Genomic DNA, 20,423 nt, shown 5'->3' on the forward strand with positions numbered 1-20,423 from the left:
TTTAATAGAACACTTTCAGTAATCCAATTCAAACAACGTTTTGGACTAAATATACTCTGTTAATATCCCTCTATTTTTGCGTTCTACTTTCGGAAAATCTGCCTCATCCTCTAAGTCTGTTAAATAAATAAAACCAACAAGTTTTTCATCTGGCGCCACGCCAAAGATAGTTCTGATTTTGGGTTTAAAAATATAATCCGGTGTTTTCCAACATGTTCCGATGCCTTTTTCATACAATAACAACAATAGATTTTGTGCGAAGGCACCGATAGCTAGATAGTTCTCATTTTCTTCTCTCTGTCTCGCATCACATGTCATAATAAGCGCTAAAAATCCTCCCAAATTTGTAACGGCCTCATAATGACTTTCTTGTTTCTCTTTATCTTTTGGGAATGCATATTTTGATATTTCTCGGCTCATTTCGCCTAATTTATTTTTAGGCACGTAGACAACGCGCCACGGTTCGCGCATACCATGATTTGGTGCGTCAGCCGCTTCTAATATTGCTTCTTTCAATGCAGACTCATCAATATACATATCCCTTTTGAACTTCTTAATACTTCTTCTTGAACTAATTGCTTCACGAAGCTCCATCTCTATCTACCCCTTAAAATGATAATCATTATCAATTATAAACGAGAGTCTTTTAACTTTCAAATAAACTGTACAATGGAAGTACTTCTGCCAATTGTTTAACATGAAGTTGACCGGGAGCCACCCCTTTTTCCAATGCACCATATGAAAGTGCCCCACCAAAAGTATTTTGAGCAGTTCGTGAAATCAAACCTAATTGTGACATTGATATCCCTGTCACCCACTGTTGCAAGGCGTCACTCGTTTCAGAAAGCGCTTGTAGTAGCACTAACACATCTTGTGTCGTTCTCGGCATGACTGCAATTTTTAAATGATTGGCTCCTAGTTGAGACATATGATAGTAGGTTTTTTTCAACACTTCTATCGGTGGTGTTTCTTCAAAATTATGGTATGAAGCAATCGAAACCATTCCCGCTTGGTGAATTTGTGATACAATCTCCCCTCGCTCTTGTTGATCAGGCACCCATTCAATATCAATTAAATCAATCTGTTTTAATTGTGTTAATCCGCGCAACAACTTAAAGTAGTCTTTCCTTTCGTAATGCCCTTCTCCACCTTGACTTTGTGTACGATAAGTCACTAAGATTTCGAATGGCTTAGTTGGATAGTTTTCTAAAATTTGATCGATAAGTTGTTCGACAACAATGGTGTGACATTCTGTTAAGGCGTCAATTCGCAATTCAAGAATGTCAAAATAAGCCGCATTTTGTTGAATCAATGCGCGTTGTTCATTTGATAACTGCTTTTGACGTGGCATAAAACTTGCTACAATTTGTGTTTTCAATGGCGATTCACCTTTTCTCATTTATGGATTGACAATATTTACAGCTTGACCTGTCGTAATAAATGATAAAACATCTTCTAGTGGGATATCCACTAAATTTTTAACGGCTTCATCCGTATAGAATGCAACATGTGGAGAAACCAACACATTTTCGTGTTCTAACAACGTTTGTAACACTGGATCATCTAATTTTTTATTTCCCCAATCATGTCTAAAATATGCCCCTTCATTTTCATAGGTGTCGATTGCCGCACTTGCAACAATCCCTTCATCTAAACTTTTAAGGAGGGCTTGTGTATCCAAAACGCTACCACGGGCAGCATTAATGATAATAAGGCCTGGTTTCGCTTGACGTAGTATCGCCTCATTAATCAAATAATGGTTTTCTTTTGAGCCAGGAATATGTAATGTTAATACATCTACTTTTGAAACGAGTTCTTCCAAGCTATCCACATATGTCACAACATCTCTCAAATCATCATCAGGAAGTAAGTCATAAGCTAAAACTTCTGAACCAAAACCACTAAAAATTTTAGCAGCGCGGCGTCCGATACGACCGGTACCTAAGACCCCAATTTTTAGCGATTCTATGGTACGTCCCTGTAGATTTAAGTTCCAAGTAAATTCTTGTGTCGCAATATTTTTATCAATTTGTGGTGTGTGACGTACTAATTCCAATGTACGTGTAACCGCAAATTCAGCAATGGATTGAGGAGAATAACTTGGCACATTGGAAATTTTAACGCCGTATTGGTTGGCAACTTCTAAATCAAATTGATCATAACCTGCTGAACGCTGTGCGATATGATGAATCCCTTTATCTACTAATCGCTCATAGTAAGCACTATCAAATGATGTCGTTTGCGAAATTGTCACCCCATCGACATCATCTAATGTTTCAAGTTGTTGCTCATTTAAAGGAGACGCTGTTAATTCTACTTCAACTGTCCCTTTATGCGCTTCAATCCATTGTTGAAGCGCTGGTAACTCATCTTCTCTAACATCAAATACTTTAATTTTTGTCATATTAATCCCTCCTGAAGTTGTCAGTCATTTCTGAATATACTCACTATAGCGTATCACTGCTTGTTTGAAAAGATGTGATGATTAAAAACTAAGTAAATGGGTAAAGATTGACAGATACGTATTTAAGGGAGGAATCATTGATGTCAACAATTTATGAAACAACTGCAACTAATACAGGTGGTCGTAAAGGTCACGTACAAACAGACGATAAAAAATTGGAATTTGACCTAGCGCCTCCTGATAACGCTAAAGAAAATGAAACAAACCCTGAACAACTTTTCGCAACAGGTTATGCTTCATGTTTCAATGGTGCTTTTGATTTAATCTTAAAACGAAACGGTTTTCGTAAAGCAGAGCCCGTTGTCGATTTAACGGTTAAACTTCAAGAAGACCCTGACAGTGAAAGCCCTAAATTAGCCGTTGATATACGCGCAAAAGTTAAAAACATCTCACAAGAAGATGCTGAAAAATCACTAGAAGAAGCACATGCCTTTTGCCCTTATTCAAAAGCTACAAAAGGCAACATCGATGTAACACTTGATGTAGAAGTTGTTGAATAGATAAATCTATAAAAAAAGCGGTGAAACAACGGATTTGATTTTCGTGTTTCATCGCTTTTTTATATTTCTAATTCATATGTCTGATACTTTTAATCGCATGACTCCATTTTAATCATAGCCGTGAACCTTATTTGCGCTTCCTTCTATCGCTAATCTCTCTTTGATTTTAAATCCGTTTCCTCTCAGTTGAGTCATCTCATCATAAGCCAAAAATTTAATTCTATTACATTTTAACGAGACAAAGCAATAAAACCACGTCCATTTATATATTAAATATATAAAATCTATAAAACCTAAAATAACATTGAAATTTTAAATGTTATTTATTATGATTGTAATTGAAGAAATTTTTAAACAAGAAGCGGGAGGTTGCCTATGATTAAAATATTAACCGATAATGATGCCAGTCAATTTAAAAAACTCATGACTGAAGCTTACCAGAATGATCCACTCACTTTTTTACACGAATTCAATACTCCCCCTGAAATTACAGACGAAGAAATCCACAATCTTCTCAATCCTGAAAATCAAAATACAAATCTCGTTTTCGGTGCTTTTCAAGATGAAACGCTCGTTGGATTTTTACAACTTTACCATAGCCAGCACATCACTAAAAAACACAAAGCCTTTATCCAAAGTTTATATGTCACACCTCAATATCGCGATGAATCGCTAGCCCATCAATTAATCGATGCCTTTATTCAATATGCCAAAAATCATGGCATAGAAAATATTATGGTATCTGTTGCATCAAATAATATTACAGCTAAAGTATTCTTTGACAAAATTGGTTTCGAATTTTTAGGCCTAGAAGAAAAAGCTAGAAAAATCGATGATCATTATATCGAGGAACATTGGCTGATTTACTACACATGTTAGTCCGTAAGCATATTTGACTCCCCTTACAATCACAATATATACTTTTTTCCTCAGTACACATCATGACCACATTTTCAAAGCCAAACTTGAATCATTCATATCAAAAGCATTACACGAAATCATTATTGATAGTGCGCATTAAAAATAGAAAAAGCATGAATGAGACAGAAATTCTTTTAATTTCATACTCTCATTCATGCTTCTTTTAGTTATTCGTTTGTAGCTACGGTTAAACCAGGATGATTTGTCACTTTATGCTGTTTTAAAATATTATAATAAATGTGTTTAATTTTAGATTCGTTTAAGTTAGGTTTAGGGTTTTCATAATTCGTCGCTAAAACAACGATATAACGGTCATTAAAATACGACGTGAAAGTTTGTCCGTAAAAAATACCATTAATACGATTATGGTCAGGATAAGTGTAAAAACCGTAGCGATATTTTTCAGGATATCGGGTTGTCATTAACTCATGAAGATACGGCTTTGTATCTTTTGATGGGAAAACTTTATTCATTTGAAGCTTTCTAACGAGCACTCCCATGTCATGTACTGACATATATAAATTGCCTGCCCCATAATATTGATTCAAAAACATAGGTGGTTTAAATACAGGTGCATTTTTATTTAATTGATAGCCTTTCGCCATATCTTCTTTATAACGTACATCATTGTAAAATGCACTATGTTTAAGTTGGAAAGGATTACCGAAATATTTATAGTAATTTTCGGCATAAGTATGATGTGTCACTTCTTCAATCACTTTTGCGAGCACGAGGTAGTTTGCATCATTATAGAAGTGTTTGTAATAATGCTTCGGATCTACACCTCTTTTTTGAATCGAATCGACAGCCTCATCTAAATTTAGAATATCTTTAGAACCTTTGTACTTGTAAAGACCACTACGATGTAACATCAAGTCTTTCAACGTAATTTTCGGTGTCGTTTCAAAATGAGGTAAATATTGATCCACGTCATCGTTAATATTAATTTTGTCGTCTAATTCGAGTTTTTTAACCATCATTCCTGTTAAAAACTTTTGAGCTGAACCAATCAAGTAAAGGGTATTAGGATTATTCGGTTTCCCGTTCTCTAAATCTTGAAATCCATAGCCTTTGTTCATCTTTAACTTACCATTTTCGAAAACAGCGATAGAACCGTTAAATTGCACATTTTTTAAATACTGGTCAATTTGGGTATAATTCAGATTCTTTTGATCAAGTACCGTTTTTAAGCGAGGAATATGATCCATATTCTCAATGCTATTTTTCTTTTTCTCTTGCTGACTCGCTTGAAAATTTGTCAGCTCTTGTTCATGCTGCTTTTTAAAATAACGGTATAAACTCAAACTGCCTATTAATATGACTAATGCAACAAAACAAACGAATACGTTCACTAATAATGATTTATTTTTTTTATTCACTCTCGTTTTACTCCTCTTATAATCATTAGACAAGTTCCAGATTTAGACATCATCGATTGCAGTTATGATAAACCTGTCTCAATCTAAAACTTGGTATTCGGCCACTGTTCAATAAGAGAAAGTGAACATCTCCCCATCATTGAGCTATGACTGGACAATATAGAGTTTACCACGAACATAATACTTTGCAAAAATATTTAATGATTTTATTGTCCACTATGATTATTTTACACATTAAAAGCTTTATAAATCCGAAGTATTAATGTCTGAAAAAATGATAAATTTTAAGGAAGCACATTGAGTGAATGAACCTAACTTTATATACATTATTATTTCAAAGCATATACAAGAACATTTTTATCTATTTAAAATAAAAAAGCTGAGACAATTTTTTCTGCCTCAGCCTCAATCGTTTAGTTTCTTGGTTCACCGTGTACAAGGATGCTACTTAATAAGTCAAATACTTTTTTGATAAAACCGAAAATGTCAGCCATTTCTTTCATCTCCTTTTATTTGATTACATTTTTATTGTAATACCTCTTTCTAAAAATTTGTTACTTTTTGCGTAAATGGTTTATTTTAATTCCTAAGTGTAATAAATTTTTCTTTATGTTTAATCGCTTAATATTATTTTTACTATATATTTACCTTATTTTAAAATGCAATACAGTTTCTTTAAAACCCTCCTATACACAATTCATTTCAAATTTAAGTATGAATGCTTTAACTTCTATTTCAGTTTTTACAATCTTTAATATTTAATATTATTAGTAATTTGATAAGTATAGTTGACTTTTTAAAAGACACCCACTAAAATGCAAAATATATTATTTTCAGAAAATTCATATAAAACTTATCCAGAGAAGCGGAGGGACTGGCCCTATGAAGCTTCGGCAACAGGCTACGGCACTGTGCCAATTCCAGTAACTGATACGGTCTTCGTATCGGTTAGAAGATAAGATTACATGGCAATACTTCTTATCTTTCCAATAAAGAAGTATTGTTTTTATTTTTTAGGGGGTCTTTTTATGTCAAAGAAACAAATACATTTAAACGGTTTTGTCCAACAGTCTCCATCACCGCATTCCATAGGTTTATGGAAACACGAAAAAGATAAAGGGCATCTTCATGGAGATATCGAATATTGGACGCATCTTGCGCAAACACTCGAAAAAGGAAAGTTTGATGCCCTTTTTATGGCTGACGTTTTAGGGACTTATAGTGTTTATGAAAATTCTCATAGGGCTGCCACAAAATATGCAGTTCAATTTCCTGCTTATGATCCTATTGCAACGATTTCAGCAATGGCAGCAGTTACGAAGCACCTCGGTTTTGCACCTACCGTATCGACAACATATGCAAAACCTTATCAATTAGCGCGACAACTCTCTACACTAGATCACTTATCTAAAGGACGCATCGGATGGAATGTCGTTACCTCTTATTTAGAAAGTGAGGCTGTCAACTTAGGTCTCACAGAGCGCTTGCCAAAAGAAACACGCTATGATCGTGCGGATGAATTTTTAGAAGTCACTTACAAATTATGGGAAAAGAGTTGGGATGACCAAGCTATCGTCAGAGATATTGACAGTGATACATATACTGATCCTGATAAAGTCAACTTAATTCATCACAAAGGCAAGTTTTTCAATGTTCCGGGTCCTCATCTTGTTGATCCTTCACCGCAACGAACACCTGTTATTTTCCAAGCAGGCGCATCTTCACGGGGTCGTGATTTTGCAGCAAAACATGCAGAAGCCGTCTTTACGACTCAGCACTCTTTAGATGCTTGTAAAGCTTATGTCGCGGATGTAAGAGCACGCGCAGAAAAATTCGGGCGTGATAAAAACTCATTGTTATTTTTACCGCTTATTATGCCAATCATTGGAGAAACTGAAGAAGCAGCTGAAGAAAAACATCAAGCATTGGTCGAACTGGTCAGTTATGAAGGAACAGCTGCTTTATTGAGTGGACATACCGGTATTGATTTCTCTCAATACGATCCAGATCAATATCTAGAAAGCATTGAAACCGGTGCGATTCAACATGCTATGGATATGTATACTAAAGACCCAAATCGCAAATGGACGTTGAGAGAAGCGATTAAATTTCATGGCTTAGGGACAGGTCCAGTCCGCTTCGTAGGTACACCTGAAAAGATTGCAGATCAACTGGAAGAATGGATTCGTGATGCTGATGTAGACGGATTTAATGTTGCACAAGCCTATTCTCCGGGCACACTTGAAGAGTTTGTTGAAAAAGTGGTTCCAGTCCTTCAAGAAAGAGGCATTTATCGACAAGATTATGAAGGAGAGACACTTCGAGAAAACCTATTTGGTAAAGGTGCAAAATACATTCGTGAAGATCATCCAGCACGTCAACTTTCAAATTAAAAACTACTGTATTTTTATTTTCTAAAGGGAGGGATTATATGAAAATTTCAGTCTCAAAGCTTGGATTTCCACCTTCATTATTATGGGGCTACGTAGGTGTTTTAATATTTATGATGGGAGACGGTTTAGAAGCCGCATGGATTAGTCCTTATCTTATTGACCATGGTTTGACACTACAACAAGCTGCCTATGTCACTACTGGCTACGGTGTAACCATAGCCATTGCATCATGGTTTTCTGGTGTGTTAGTTGAAATGTTTGGACCACGAAAAGTGATGCTGACAGGTACAGTTATCTATATCATTGGACAAATATTATTCATTAGTTGGGCTTTACCTTCTGAACAGTATTTTTTGATGATTATTACCTATAGTGTACGTGGATTTGGCTATCCTTTATTTGCATATGCTTTTCTCGTATGGATTACATATCGCTCACCTCAACACAAATTAGGAACCGCAGTCGATTGGTTTTGGTTTGTATTTGTAGCAGGAATGTATGTTTTTGGTGCGTATTATTCATCTATTGCTATTAAAGTATTAGGGTATATTGGAACGTTATGGACCGCTTTAATTTGGGTCATCATTGGTGCCCTGTTAGCAATCGTTGCTAACAAAGACATCTTTGTTAAAAATGAAAGTCATTCACATAAAAATAAATGGCAACAACTTTTAGAAGGCTTCACAATCGTTGCATATGAGCCACGCGTCGTCGTTGCATGCTTAGTTCGCGTTATTAATTCTATAGCTACTTATGCTTTCCCTCTATTCTTACCTGTCTATTTGTCGGAAAAGGGTATCACAACGACCACTTGGCTGAATATTTGGGGCACTATTTTCACTTCAAATGTCATATTTAACCTTATATTTGGTTGGATTGGAGATAAATTGGGCTGGCGTACCACGATTCGTTGGTTTGGTGGTGTCGGCTGTGCCTTATTCACCATCGGCTTATATTTTGTACCTCAATGGTTCGGAGGAAATGTTATTCTTATCGCTATTATAGGTATACTTTGGGGAATTTGCCTTGCTGGATTTGTCCCAATCAACGCTTTAACCCCTTCATTAGTTGGCGATAGTCATAAAGGCGCGGCCATGTCTCTATTAAACTTAGGTGCCGGTTTATGCGTATTTATAGGACCTGGTCTTGTAGGATTATTACACGATACGATTGGAACACGAGGCCTGATGTGGTTAATAGCAGCTATTTATTTAAGTTCCGCTTTTCTAGTTCAACTTTTAAAAACACCAGAAGAACGCAATATCATCACAAAAGATCCGTACGCAGAAGGATAATTGACTACTTTGAAAAGAGTCAGACAATAAAAATCATTCCAGCCGCTACTTCAAAATTAAGATACTATACTAAATAGGACTTGTGATGCAATCACAGGTCCTGTTTTGATACAAAAGCGCGCAAGTAACTTTATCTGATCACTCTTAATTAAGCTAATAATGCGCCTCATATAAAATCTTGATTGGCTATAACCTTTATTAGCTTCTTATATTTAATATCCTTTATAGAACAATGATATGCAACCCCATCGCATAAAACAGTATCGTCATTCACTTTTAAGTATTCTTTAAAATAAGACAAATTTTTAATATCCAAATTAGCTTTATTAAAATACATAATGTTAAGCCCTTATTAACTTAATTTTCCCTATTACCGTAGCTGTTTTTAGTCTAACAGCACTCAACACCACTTTTGCTAACAGAGTAAAACCCTTGCTACCTCACTTTAGAAGATTTAACTTTTTTATACGTTGAATATCTTTATCTAACAAGTAGAATAATGAGATTGCTATACTCAAAATAGCGATTAAAATAAAATTGATACTTATCGAATTAAAAATATTAGGCAAAGTACCACCTACCAGTGCACCAATCGGTATAAGAATACTCAAAAGTGTTTCATTTGTTGTTGCGACTCGACCAAGCATATGTTTGGGAGGCAAAATTTGAAAAGCTTAATAAATGAAAGATTGATAAAAATAGCAATATCGAACAAACGATGATACTATGTGTCCCAAATAAATAAAGAATGAACCACACGATTGATAAAATCAAGAAGCTAAGAAATAACAACTTGTTAAATTTAAATTGCTTAATGACCTTTGGAGCTGCTAAAAATCCTATCATCATACCTAAACCGTTAGCGAAAAGGAGCACAGCATATATTTACTATCATGACCATATGCTAGTGCCAATTTCGGATAAATAACTGTAACAGCCGATATTGAAAAATTAATGAGAGATAAAGGAAGCAACAATTTAAGAATTTTCTTGTTAGAAACATATCGTAGGCCTTCCTTAAAATCTTCCATGTATTCTGTGCTGATTGTTTTATATTGATCATTCGGATGACCGTTCTGGTGAGCTATGTTGACTTTTAATAGTTTAAACATGATAAACGCGATTAGAAATATGAATATATTCAAGCTCATGAGATTTTGAATTAATATGACACTTAATAAAAAACCAATAAAACTATCTAGGATAATATTTAAACCTTTATAAGTAAGTTGAAATAATGAATTGTTCTTCATGATTTCATCTTCATCTTTAGATAGGATTTAAGACACTCTCTGCTGGATAAATGAGAGATGAAAATATTAAAGACAAACTCAATAATATATACATCTTTATTAAACCCATGTGTCCACTATAAAATAACAATGCTAACAAAGTGACTAAAATAATTTGTATCATCGTACTTAGATATAGGATTTTTTAATATGATATCTATCTAAAATCGGTCCTAAGAATATCATACACACATCTATAATACCTACAATAGCGCCTATTATGCCTAAATATACGGGGTTATCATATTGAGTAGCAATATACCAAGTTAATGAAATTAATATAATACTATCTCCAATATTTATCGCTATTCTTCCTATAAGTAATTGATATATTGTTTTCATGATTTCACCGCAAAAACCTTTTTATAAAATAAGATGTAGCAACGCTTAAAGTACAGTCATATTAGAAATTTAATTTATCTCTATTATAATCTAAAGTGATATCATGACAAATCCCATAGCTGATCACATTCCTTATTGATTCAATTTCGAGTACTGCTATTTTAAATTATTTAAGGTTACAATGAAGTAATGAAAAAAACAATACACATTATAGCTATGAAATACGCTAGTGAAAAAATGATTAAATTAACTCTCTATTTGCTATTTATCCTCTCTCAAAAATATATCTCATCTATTCAAGTTGACGTAATAAACATAAAAAGGCTTCTCTATCTACTTTCTAAGCATTAAATACAATATATTCTTTCTATTCAACACATTGTTTTTTAAATATCATTTTTTATATTTATTTATTCACTTAAAATTTTATAGCATTTTTTATTTGTGAAAAAATGCACTTAGTGTTATATTACACATATATCATAATAGAAGGTGTATAGTATGTTAGTAAAATCAGCCGTTGTGAATGCAGTTGGCAAGGATTATGAATTTGAGACATTAGAGCTCCAAGATATGCAAAAAGACGAAGTTATTGTAAAAGTCGTTGCATCTGGAATATGTCATTCAGATGAGGCAATTAGAATTGGAGAGGCAGAAATACCGTTACCTGCAGTTTTGGGTCATGAAGGCGCTGGTATTATCGTTAAAGTTGGAGAAGCAGCAAAAAACTTCAAGGTCGGTGATCACGTTTTAATGACCTATAATATTTGTGGTGAATGCATGCAATGCAAATCTGGGCACCCCTCTTCTTGTAAATCTTGGGCAGCGCTAAATATGAGTGGCACAAGACTTGATGGTTCTTATGTATTCAAAAAACAAGATGGTACACCGGTTTCGAACTTTTTTACTCAAAGTGCATTTTCCACGTATACCTTAACGAACTATAAGAATTTAGTTAAAATCGATGATAACATTGACTTAAGATTAGTCGCCCCACTAGGATGCGGCTTTCTCACTGGTGCTGGTACCGTCGTAAATGGCTTAAAACCTCAATCAGGAGATAGTATAGCTGTATTTGGCACAGGTGCAGTTGGACTTGCTGCCTTAATGTTAGCAAAAGCTCAAGGATGTACGACTGTAATTGCTATTGATATTCATGATTATAGACTACAAATCGCTAAAGAATTAGGGGCAACACATGTTATCAATAGCTCTAAAGAAGACATATGCTCAGCAGTAAAACGTATCACTCAAGATAAAGGGGTCAAATTTTCTGTAGATACAACCGGAGTGCGTGATATCATGAAATCTTCTATTGAGATACTGAGTGCACAAGGCATTGCTGCACCAGTAGCAGTTACCCCCAAAACTATAGATATTAATCCATTTTTAGATTTAGTTCTTCAAAACAAAACAATCAAAGGGGTTTTAATGGGTGATGCCATTGCACAAATTGAAATTCCTCAATTGATAGCATTATATCAACAAGGAAAATTTAATTTCGATAGATTAATTCAATACTACAAATTTGAAGAGATTAATCAAGCAAGTTTAGATTCCAACACTGGAAAAGTAATCAAACCTGTACTGATTATAGACCCTGAATACAAAGTTAGTAGTGCTGAAAAATAAATATGACATAACTCTAAAATATTTAAACCACACCGTCCAACTCGTATAGATTTTCTGTCAAATAGGACTGATGAATAAAATATAGAGGTTAAGTAGCATAGCGTTGCTTAATCTCTTTTTTTGCTACACCAATTGCTCAGTCTTCAAAACCATGTATAATCCAAACAAGTGAAATTTCTAGTAATGAAATCACACAATAAGATTTACATAAAAATAATTTACAAAATCCAAATGAAGTAGAAATTATTGATAAAACAAATAGCGATGCAGATCCAGTTATTGAATTACCTAAAGAAGATATTGATTTAAAGGCAAATATTCAATATGATTTGGATACTGATACAATGGAAGTCAAAGGTAGCTATATTGTTGAAAATGGCGAATCAATAAATAAGAAGTTTAATGTTTTAATAGATCAACTTGAAAATGAAGAGTATGAAGCTACATTTATCGACAAAGATACTAGTGAAATAATAAAACACAACTCAATTGAAGCTAAATCATCTGCATGGCCATTAATAATATTAGCAGCTGTAGCTAGATATGGTGTGAAATACGCTGTAAAAAATATGGAAAGAGCGCAACTCAAAACGCTATTAAAACTAAAAGCTTTGGTAAAGTTTTACCTTCAATAGCCCATTTAGGAGCTAATAAAGGAAAACACATTCTTGCTAGTAAACATAATTGGAGCAAAGTAACTAAAAATAATTGGAGTGACGTTTCTAAAGTAATGTCACATGTTATGAGACAGGGAAAGCAAAGCAGAAATAAGAATACTGTATATTAAAAAACACTTACCATGAGTGCTAGAACAGTAGTCGTAACCTACACACGAAAAAAGTAAAATATATGTATCGAATGGAGGCAAATAAATGAAAAGCACTAACATTATATTAAATTTATTACCAACTGAATTGCAAAGAATGTTAGAAAACAAAGACTTGGACAATGTTTTAACATACTTTATGTCAAACGACATTTCAGACGAAAAATTAGCATATTATTTATCAAACCTTGCTAATCAAATTAACACGATTGAATATCACGAAATGGTCGCAAGCATCTATCATTTTCATTTTAATTATGTAGTTAGTGCTTATGATTTAGCTTATTATCACTATTGGCAATCGCTTGAGATTTCACAATTTAAAAATCAAAATTTGTTGAATGAATTTTTAGAGATTCTGGATGAACCAGATTTCGATATGATTAGTAAAGAGAATATTGAAATGGTTGCAAATAAAGTACTTGAAAAAGACCCTAAAAATGATATAGCTATTAAATACGCTAAATCATAATTCATAATTAAACCAAAAGGGCTGGGACATAATTCCAAAAATAAAAAAAGAATCCTCAGAAAAGTTATCTAAAGAAGAGATGAATCAAATTGAAACCTATCTAGAGAACAAAGAAAAAAATTAAATTTCTCAAATCGAAAATACGGCCAATACTCAAGAACGTAAAACATTGAGAAAATAGCGAAGCCAAATTAAAAAAAGCAAAAAAGCAATTAATGATCTTAGAGAACGTAAAATTAAATATGAGAATCAAAAGGAAATTTATGGTGACAGAAAGCGCTATTCAACAACAGGTCATGATGCGGCATTTATGGGAATGAAAGATGACCACATGAAAAATGGACAATTAAAACCAGGATATAACTTACTAAAAAAGCTATTAAGGGTAAATTAGTATGTGCAGTTAAAACTGTTACTGACAATCAAAAAGCAGCAAATGCTGTTTCAAAAAATTTCGAAGCAATTGATGCAGAACTACGCCCTTTGTTAAAATTATCTGAAGTCCCAGCTAACTCAGTTGCTGATGCAGTGTATAGAGGATTAGTAGAAGCTGGCGTTGAAAAAGGCCTCGCTGGTCAAGTTAAAGTTGCAGTAAAAAAGGTATTAACTTACTTGTTTAGGAGTGAAAATAATGTTTGAAAATAAAGATGATATAAGGTTACTATATCAAGCAGTTTCAGAACTAGCTGAAATCGTAGGACATCATCCTTACAATACAAAATCAATAAGTCTTTTATGTTTAGACTTAGGTATCACTCTAGATGAATATGAAAAAGTATTGATGGCATTTATAAGGTTGTCTAATAACAAAAATACTGATGATATGAACATTGAAGAATTTAAATCTATACTAATTAAAAATATAGCTAAATATGACGAAATAACAGACTCTCAAGCTTTAAGATTTATAGAAGGCTACGCTAGAAATTATATACCTGAATTATTACCATATGCACAAAAGTTATATCTTGATTTAAGAGTATAAAAATAAGAGCATAGCATTGATTTGCTAGGCTCTTTTTAATTTTAACCCTCCAATAGAACATCATCTATAATTTTAGTTCTATTAGGGTACTTTTTTCGTTTATTTCTCAGCATCTTCTATTTTCTTACGCTCAATCGTTTCTGAACGTTGTGCTTGTTTCAGTTGTGGCTCAAAGTGTGATTTTTCTTCGTCACATTGTTTAAGTTATTTCTTTAATACACGTAATTCGTTTCTGGTCGTTTCATCTGGAGTTTTAGATACTCACCTAGAAATGATGTGTTTTTTATTCCTTTCTTCTTCTAGCAAATACCATATGTATGTTTAATATTATTAAATCAATAAAAACTCCCCCTTTAAGATAGTTTTTCAATAAATCACCTATAAACGTCAAGATAAATACGTACAATTTCACTTAAATAAGAATATACAGTTTTATTCCTTTTCTGAAAGGAAATGCTTTTCTAATCTATAGGACTTTCCAACGATAGAGACGATTGAGTTATGATGCAATGCAGTTTAGTCCATTATTTATTGAGTCTTGATGAGAGGCTCAAAGAGACATATGAAACGGGGCATCGTCTTTTAAGTGCTTTAAAAGCAGACGATATCCAACAATTACAGTTCATCTTACAGGATTCAAAAACAAAAGATATTTCACAAGGACTCAAGTGTGTCATTCAAAAAGCATTTGTAAGTGAATGTAAAAAACATATTAAACAAGAAATAACGTTGTTTAATGCGTTATCGTCTCGCCAACCGACGTTGACATAGAGCCAATAAAAAAAGCCCATAACCACAAGGGTTATAGACTAAAGTATGGAGACGGCGGGATTTGAACCCGCGTCCAAAGGTCCTGATACAAATGTTTCTACGTGTGTAGTCTATCCATGAATTTCACATCATGCAAGGCGATAGACAGCCAACATGATGCTAGTTTGATTGATCTCTTCTCGTCAGACTTCAAACGGCAGTGACGAGCGTATCCTACTAAAGTTGAATCACGTTAACAGCACATAGGCGATGCGGTTAGGTGATGCAGAGTGCAATTACGCAGCTACTGCTAAATTATTGTTAGTTTTGCCAGTTATTATAAACTGATGTGTTGATAACGGAGACAACCCTCCGACACGCTTCATGAGCTCTGGGGACCCCTGTCGAATCCATAAACGTCCCCGTTATTCTAAATGTGCTTTCTTTATACGAAAGCACATTATATCATATCAAAATTTTACAATCTTAGCAATGCTTTAATATTTTTGTTTCATTGCACGATCCATATCTCGCTTCACAGCTTTTTCTTTTAAAGTTTGACGTTTATCGTATTTTTTCTTGCCTCTTGCAATACCAAGTAATACTTTACAATTTCCATGCTTTAAATAGAGCTTGAGCGGAATAATCGAATATCCGATTTCACGTGTACGTTCACCGAGTTTAGTAATTTCTCGCTTGTGCAACAATAATTTGCGTATACGTCTTGGGTCATGGTTGAAACGATTACCTTCTTCATAAGGTGCGATATGCATATTGTGAAGAAAGATTTCACCGCGTTTAACTTGTGCATAGCTGTCCTTTAAATTCGCACTTCCACGACGTATCGACTTAATTTCAGTCCCTTGCAACACAATGCCCGCTTCAATCGTGTCTTCGATGTTATAATCATGACGTGCCTTACGATTTTCTGCTAATGTGCCTTTACCTGATTTTTTTGGCATTGGTTTCACCTCAAATTATTTTTTCTTTTTTCGTGCTTTTTTCTTCACACTTTTCCCTTTATAAAAAGGTTGATGCTGTGTATTTCCAGATTTTTCACGACGGCGTGCGTTTTTTCCTTTACGTTGCTTCTGCTTTTTCTTTTTAGTTTTTTTCTTTTCAAACTGATTACCTTTTGTTGCTGCTTGTATCGTTTTACCGCGTGCTTTTTTATCTCGTTGTCGACCAAAATCAATAGGCATGCCTACAATTTGAAAATCAATTTGTCGTTCTTCTACATCTACATGAACCACTTTGACTTTTACAACATCACCAATTCGATAGACAGTCGCTTTTCTTTCACCGATAAGCGCCATTTGTCGCTCATCAAAATGGTAATAGTCATCGGTCATATTTTGAACATTGATCATCCCTTCAATTGTATTTGGGAGTTCAATAAACATACCAAAGTTTGCTACTGAACTAATGACACCTTCAAATTCATTACCAATATGTTGAATCATGTACTCTGCTTTTTTAAGTTCATCCGTATAACGTTCCGCATCGACCGCACGACGTTCACGTTGTGACGTATGCTCAGCAATTTGAGGTAACTTTTCTTCCCATTCGTGTTTCGCTTTTCCATCCATCGACTTTTCAATAAGATATTTTCTAATCAATCGGTGTACGATTAAGTCTGGATAACGTCGTATAGGTGATGTAAAGTGCGTATAATAATCAGCTGCTAAACCGAAATGACCTAAATTTTCTGCATCGTAATGCGCTTGTTGCATTGAGCGAAGCATCATTGTGGATATGACCATATCTTCTGGTCTTCCCGTAATTTCTTCACTAATACTTTGTAAAGTACTTGGATGAATATCTTCCCCTGTTCCTTGAATCATGATGCCAAAATTCGTAATAAAGTCAAAAAATTGGCGTAATCGCTCTGATTTTGGTTGTTCATGAACACGGTAAATAAATGGAACTTCCATCTTACTAAAATGTTCTGCTATCGTTTCATTGGCAATCAACATAAATGATTCAATAAGTCGCTCACCTTCACCACGTTCACGTGTAACCACTTCTTTTGGAATACCTTCTTCATTGACTAAAACCTTAGCCTCTTTGATATCAAAATCTATTTCGCCACGTTTTTTACGCATATCGATTAATGTTTGAGATAAATCTTTAGCTAAATCTAACATGGGTACAAGCTCACGATATTTTTGGCGTGTTTCTGGATCTCTATCAGTAATGATACGATTCACAGCTTCATATGTCATTCTTGCATTAGAATGAATCACACTATCAAATATTTCGTGTTTGATGACTTTACCTTCAGGATTAATGACCATACGGCAACTCATCGCCAAACGATCAACATTTGGATTTAACGAACAAATTCCGTTACTTAATCGATGTGGAATCATTGGTATTACACGGTCAACTAAATACACACTTGTCGAACGATCATAAGCTTCTCGATCGAGTGCAGAACCTTCTTTGACGTAATAACTCACATCAGCAATACTTACTGTTAATTCAGTATTTCCATGATCTAATTTTTTGACTGCAATCGCATCATCTAAATCTTTCGCGTCTGCGCCATCAATGGTAATAGTTAAATCTTGACGCAAATCTTGACGTCCTTCAAGTTCTGACGGTTGAATTGTTTCAGGAATGCGTTCAGCCTCTTTCAAAACATCATCTGGAAATTCTATCTCGATTCCATGTTGATAAATGATGGATAAAATATCTACGCCTGGATCATTTTTATGGCCTAAAATCGCTGATACTTGGCCTTCAGGATTATTAGTTCCATCAGAATACTTTGTAATTTGTACAAGAACTTTATGGCCATCAATCGCACCTAAATCCTGCCCTTTAGGAATAAAGATGTCTTGCATAATTCTTTTATCATCAGGCACCACGAAACCAAAATGACGGGCTTCTGAGAATGTACCAACCACTTGTTTAATCGAATGTGATTCTATCGCCTTTACTTCACCTTCAAATTTTCCTTTACGGAAGTCGCCGCGAGATTTTTTCACTTCTACGATAACCGTATCGCCATCCATTGCTCTATTAATTTTTGTAGGCGGTATAAAGATATCTTCCATGTCCTCTTCTTCAGGTCTAAGAAACGCAAACCCTTTCTTATTTTGGCTTAATGTTCCTCTGACAATGCCTGGTTTAGGTCCGCGTTTTTGATAACGGTCTTGTTTTGTCCGTGTAACCATTCCTGATTGTTCTAACTCAACCAATATTTTTATGAGGTCACGAAATGAATCTGCACTATTTAATCCTAATGCATCTTGGAAGTCAGACACTGACATCGGTTCATAATCAGCGCTTTGGATAATTGCCTTAATCTCTTCTTTTAAATTCATCTTGCTCCTCCTTTCTATTTAAAATCTGATTTAAATGACTTTCTAACTTGTCACGTATTTAAAATTGACTTTTTAATATGCGCTATTCAGACCAATCTAATGTTTCTAAAAATGAATAAATTTCTTCAAACACAGCTTCTTTTTCTTTATCAATTGTAATGACATGACCTGAATTTTGATACCATGATAAATGCTTATCTTCAGAAATAGCTTCATTGTATATGATATTAGCAGAATCCGGATTAATCATTTCATCGTTTTCTGATTGAATCACGAGTAACGGATCCATCACTTCATCTACAGCATCTCTGACTTCTTGCAATGTACCTTGGAGTTCTTTTAAAGTACTAGTCGGATGAAATGCTACCATCTCTTTTTCTATCGTCGCTTCATCTTTCCCCTCATACTTTTTAAAGTTTCTAGCATATTCTAAAACACCTTCATACATTGCACCTTCTGTTTTAATGTACATCGGCGTACACATGGTTACAATACCCTTCACACTGCGATTTAAGCTTAATTTCAGCGCAAATACGCCACCTAATGATAAACCTGCTACAGCAATTTCATCGTAGCCTTGTTCTACTAAGTAATCATAACCATCCACTGCATCTTTATACCACACATGTGGGCTTGATTTTAAAATTTCTTCTGGTGGCGCTGCATGTCCCTCATAATGAGGCGCATAGGAAGTATAGCCTTTCTTTTGTAAAAAGCGGCCTAACTGGCGTACGTCTGAACTATTACCTGTAAAACCGTGTAATAATAACACAGCGCGTTTCCCTTCTTCAAAAAAGAAAGGCTTAGGTAGTTGAATTTTCATAATACAATCTCGTCCTTTCAAACACTCATATGATTCATTCTATCGATAAAAAATCGTACATACAAACAAAAAAGCCCGACTTTTCAACGGCCGGACTCTACATATTAAAGTAACTGATACCTAACATTAATACAAAGAAAATAATCGATAGTACAATTGTCAATCTATGCAAAAATAAATCTACACCACGTTGTTTTTGCTTACCGAATAACTGTTCAGCACCACCGCTGATTGCGCCTGATAAGCCGTTACTCTTACCTTCTTGTAATAAAACAACCGTGATGAGTGCGATACAGTCAATAATGAGTAATACTACAAAAAAGGTATGCATCAGACTGTCCTCCATTCATCATATACGGAAGCTATTTTACCATATTTGCCGTATATTCACAATATAGTTTAAAGATTAAATGTCGATTTACGCTTCACACTTACGGTAATCATCATTATCGCGAGAACTAAAGAACCTAAATTCACGAGGAGATAAGGAACTAGTGCGAAAAATCCTTTCACATGAAAAATCGCTGCATAAAGGATGGGTGGATTGAGTAGCGCATTAAATAATTGGGAAATAAAGACTGCAAGCATAAACCACCATAAATAAGGATGTTGATTTTTAAGTGCAACGACACCTGCTGCATAGGCTAAAACATATAAAATGCCTACATAGCGTAAGCTGTTATTAATTGCATTGATGCTATTTTCTGTTGCCTTATTACCCGAATGTTCCAACATATACGTAATCACATGACCATCAACAATAACGACCTGATGAATCACTAAGCAGACCGCAAATAAAAATGAAATATAGCCTAATAATTTGCCGGTATGTTGTGCACGCATTTCAGAGTTTTGTAGTTGTGACATAAAAGACTCCTTCTTATACTTTTAATATTATTATATCAGTTTCAAAACACATTGAAAATCTAAGTCTTGGTCGAAATAAAACGAACACAACGATATCTATTTGAGCACTCCACTTATATTAAAGTTTTGAATGAAAAAACGAGAGGTTAA

The 20,423-nt window shown here is 34.4% G+C and carries 17 protein-coding genes, 1 other RNA gene, 3 pseudogenes and 1 riboswitch; of the genes and pseudogenes, 10 read left to right on the forward strand and 11 right to left on the reverse strand.

The window, feature by feature from the left end; all coding sequences use genetic code 11:
- Positions 1-45: 45 nt before the first annotated feature.
- From MUA40_RS09595 to MUA40_RS09605, 3 genes are read right to left on the reverse strand one after another with little or no spacing between them, the layout of a single operon-like run.
- Complete coding sequence (locus MUA40_RS09595; protein ID WP_126496214.1) at positions 46-594, reverse strand: nitroreductase family protein; 549 nt, start codon at positions 592-594, stop codon at positions 46-48.
- A 52-nt stretch (positions 595-646) separates the two neighbouring features.
- Entirely contained in the window at positions 647-1,378 is a 732-nt protein-coding gene (gene aroD, locus MUA40_RS09600; RefSeq protein WP_016424566.1) for a type I 3-dehydroquinate dehydratase, read from the reverse strand.
- A gap of 21 nt (positions 1,379-1,399) precedes the next feature.
- A complete protein-coding gene (locus MUA40_RS09605) occupies positions 1,400-2,404 on the reverse strand; it encodes a D-2-hydroxyacid dehydrogenase (protein ID WP_126496215.1) in 1,005 nt (334 codons plus the stop codon).
- A 140-nt stretch (positions 2,405-2,544) separates the two neighbouring features.
- Here MUA40_RS09605 and MUA40_RS09610 point away from each other — a divergent pair, with 140 nt between their 5' ends.
- Both MUA40_RS09610 and MUA40_RS09615 read left to right on the forward strand, forming a co-directional pair.
- Complete coding sequence (locus tag MUA40_RS09610; protein ID WP_016424563.1) at positions 2,545-2,964, forward strand: organic hydroperoxide resistance protein; 420 nt, start codon at positions 2,545-2,547, stop codon at positions 2,962-2,964.
- A gap of 375 nt (positions 2,965-3,339) precedes the next feature.
- On the forward strand, positions 3,340-3,843 hold the full coding sequence (locus tag MUA40_RS09615) for a GNAT family N-acetyltransferase (RefSeq protein ID WP_126496216.1): 504 nt from the start codon (positions 3,340-3,342) through the stop codon (positions 3,841-3,843).
- Between the two features lie 209 nt (positions 3,844-4,052).
- Here MUA40_RS09615 and MUA40_RS09620 read toward each other — a convergent pair whose 3' ends face one another.
- Positions 4,053-5,264, reverse strand: a complete 1,212-nt coding sequence (locus tag MUA40_RS09620; protein WP_262569511.1) for a serine hydrolase domain-containing protein — start codon at positions 5,262-5,264, stop codon at positions 4,053-4,055.
- Between the two features lie 850 nt (positions 5,265-6,114).
- Positions 6,115-6,226: riboswitch (SAM riboswitch) on the forward strand.
- Positions 6,227-6,292: 66 nt separating this feature from the next.
- On the opposite strand from MUA40_RS09620, the gene MUA40_RS09625 reads away from it, so the two are divergent.
- Complete coding sequence (locus MUA40_RS09625; protein ID WP_126496218.1) at positions 6,293-7,657, forward strand: LLM class flavin-dependent oxidoreductase; 1,365 nt, start codon at positions 6,293-6,295, stop codon at positions 7,655-7,657.
- A gap of 38 nt (positions 7,658-7,695) precedes the next feature.
- Entirely contained in the window at positions 7,696-8,952 is a 1,257-nt protein-coding gene (locus tag MUA40_RS09630; RefSeq protein WP_262569512.1) for an MFS transporter, read from the forward strand.
- A 172-nt stretch (positions 8,953-9,124) separates the two neighbouring features.
- Here the strand turns inward: MUA40_RS09630 and MUA40_RS12080 are convergent.
- Positions 9,125-9,271 (reverse strand): annotated as a pseudogene (locus MUA40_RS12080) (DUF3885 domain-containing protein); the annotation flags it as partial.
- A gap of 1,816 nt (positions 9,272-11,087) precedes the next feature.
- Here MUA40_RS12080 and MUA40_RS09635 point away from each other — a divergent pair.
- The 6 genes and pseudogenes from MUA40_RS09635 to MUA40_RS12150 all read left to right on the forward strand — a co-directional run.
- Positions 11,088-12,218 carry an NAD(P)-dependent alcohol dehydrogenase gene (locus tag MUA40_RS09635; RefSeq protein WP_126496220.1) on the forward strand — a complete coding sequence of 377 codons (1,131 nt, stop codon included), beginning with the start codon at positions 11,088-11,090 and terminating at the stop codon, positions 12,216-12,218.
- Between the two features lie 158 nt (positions 12,219-12,376).
- Positions 12,377-13,090: pseudogene (locus MUA40_RS09640) on the forward strand (SAR2788 family putative toxin); the annotation flags it as partial.
- A complete protein-coding gene (locus tag MUA40_RS09645) occupies positions 13,091-13,516 on the forward strand; it encodes a hypothetical protein (RefSeq protein ID WP_016424552.1) in 426 nt (141 codons plus the stop codon).
- 483 nt (positions 13,517-13,999) lie between these two features.
- Entirely contained in the window at positions 14,000-14,155 is a 156-nt protein-coding gene (locus MUA40_RS09650) for a hypothetical protein (protein ID WP_228446186.1), read from the forward strand.
- Positions 14,148-14,501: a hypothetical protein gene (locus MUA40_RS09655; RefSeq protein WP_016424551.1), complete on the forward strand. Its 354-nt coding sequence runs from the start codon at positions 14,148-14,150 to the stop codon at positions 14,499-14,501. The genes MUA40_RS09650 and MUA40_RS09655 overlap by 8 nt, the downstream gene beginning before the upstream one ends.
- A 507-nt stretch (positions 14,502-15,008) precedes the next feature.
- Positions 15,009-15,179: pseudogene (locus MUA40_RS12150) on the forward strand (ISL3 family transposase); the annotation flags it as partial.
- Positions 15,180-15,315: 136 nt separating this feature from the next.
- Here the strand turns inward: MUA40_RS12150 and ssrA are convergent.
- From ssrA to MUA40_RS09690, 6 genes are all read right to left on the reverse strand, one after another.
- Positions 15,316-15,675: a transfer-messenger RNA gene (gene ssrA, locus MUA40_RS09665) on the reverse strand.
- Positions 15,676-15,748: 73 nt separating this feature from the next.
- A complete protein-coding gene (gene smpB / locus MUA40_RS09670; RefSeq protein WP_016424549.1) occupies positions 15,749-16,213 on the reverse strand; it encodes an SsrA-binding protein SmpB in 465 nt (154 codons plus the stop codon).
- Between the two features lie 15 nt (positions 16,214-16,228).
- Positions 16,229-18,583, reverse strand: a complete 2,355-nt coding sequence (rnr, locus tag MUA40_RS09675; RefSeq protein WP_167732552.1) for a ribonuclease R — start codon at positions 18,581-18,583, stop codon at positions 16,229-16,231.
- A gap of 82 nt (positions 18,584-18,665) precedes the next feature.
- A complete protein-coding gene (locus MUA40_RS09680) occupies positions 18,666-19,406 on the reverse strand; it encodes an alpha/beta hydrolase (protein WP_016424547.1) in 741 nt (246 codons plus the stop codon).
- 97 nt (positions 19,407-19,503) lie between these two features.
- Positions 19,504-19,737 carry a preprotein translocase subunit SecG gene (secG, locus tag MUA40_RS09685; RefSeq protein ID WP_016424546.1) on the reverse strand — a complete coding sequence of 78 codons (234 nt, stop codon included), beginning with the start codon at positions 19,735-19,737 and terminating at the stop codon, positions 19,504-19,506.
- Positions 19,738-19,805: 68 nt separating this feature from the next.
- Positions 19,806-20,273 (reverse strand): hypothetical protein, encoded by a 468-nt coding sequence (locus MUA40_RS09690; RefSeq protein WP_016424545.1) that lies wholly within the window; start codon positions 20,271-20,273, stop codon positions 19,806-19,808.
- Positions 20,274-20,423: the final 150 nt, after the last annotated feature.

This window comes from Staphylococcus schleiferi (assembly GCF_025558325.1).
Lineage (GTDB): Bacteria > Bacillota > Bacilli > Staphylococcales > Staphylococcaceae > Staphylococcus > Staphylococcus schleiferi.

What these genes read in the sequence shown, in the direction of transcription:
- MUA40_RS09635 (WP_126496220.1), top strand. Translation starts at nt 11,088, where the DNA reads ATGTTAGTAAAATCAGCCGTTGTGAATGCAGTTGGCAAGGATTATGAA.
- MUA40_RS09595 (WP_126496214.1), bottom strand. Translation starts at nt 594, where the DNA reads ATGGAGCTTCGTGAAGCAATTAGTTCAAGAAGAAGTATTAAGAAGTTC.
- secG (WP_016424546.1), bottom strand. Translation starts at nt 19,737, where the DNA reads ATGCATACCTTTTTTGTAGTATTACTCATTATTGACTGTATCGCACTC.
- rnr (WP_167732552.1), bottom strand. Translation starts at nt 18,583, where the DNA reads ATGAATTTAAAAGAAGAGATTAAGGCAATTATCCAAAGCGCTGATTAT.
- MUA40_RS09690 (WP_016424545.1), bottom strand. Translation starts at nt 20,273, where the DNA reads ATGTCACAACTACAAAACTCTGAAATGCGTGCACAACATACCGGCAAA.
- MUA40_RS09615 (WP_126496216.1), top strand. Translation starts at nt 3,340, where the DNA reads ATGATTAAAATATTAACCGATAATGATGCCAGTCAATTTAAAAAACTC.
- MUA40_RS09605 (WP_126496215.1), bottom strand. Translation starts at nt 2,404, where the DNA reads ATGACAAAAATTAAAGTATTTGATGTTAGAGAAGATGAGTTACCAGCG.
- MUA40_RS09610 (WP_016424563.1), top strand. Translation starts at nt 2,545, where the DNA reads ATGTCAACAATTTATGAAACAACTGCAACTAATACAGGTGGTCGTAAA.
- MUA40_RS09680 (WP_016424547.1), bottom strand. Translation starts at nt 19,406, where the DNA reads ATGAAAATTCAACTACCTAAGCCTTTCTTTTTTGAAGAAGGGAAACGC.
- smpB (WP_016424549.1), bottom strand. Translation starts at nt 16,213, where the DNA reads ATGCCAAAAAAATCAGGTAAAGGCACATTAGCAGAAAATCGTAAGGCA.
- MUA40_RS09630 (WP_262569512.1), top strand. Translation starts at nt 7,696, where the DNA reads ATGAAAATTTCAGTCTCAAAGCTTGGATTTCCACCTTCATTATTATGG.
- MUA40_RS09655 (WP_016424551.1), top strand. Translation starts at nt 14,148, where the DNA reads ATGTTTGAAAATAAAGATGATATAAGGTTACTATATCAAGCAGTTTCA.
- MUA40_RS09645 (WP_016424552.1), top strand. Translation starts at nt 13,091, where the DNA reads ATGAAAAGCACTAACATTATATTAAATTTATTACCAACTGAATTGCAA.
- MUA40_RS09625 (WP_126496218.1), top strand. Translation starts at nt 6,293, where the DNA reads ATGTCAAAGAAACAAATACATTTAAACGGTTTTGTCCAACAGTCTCCA.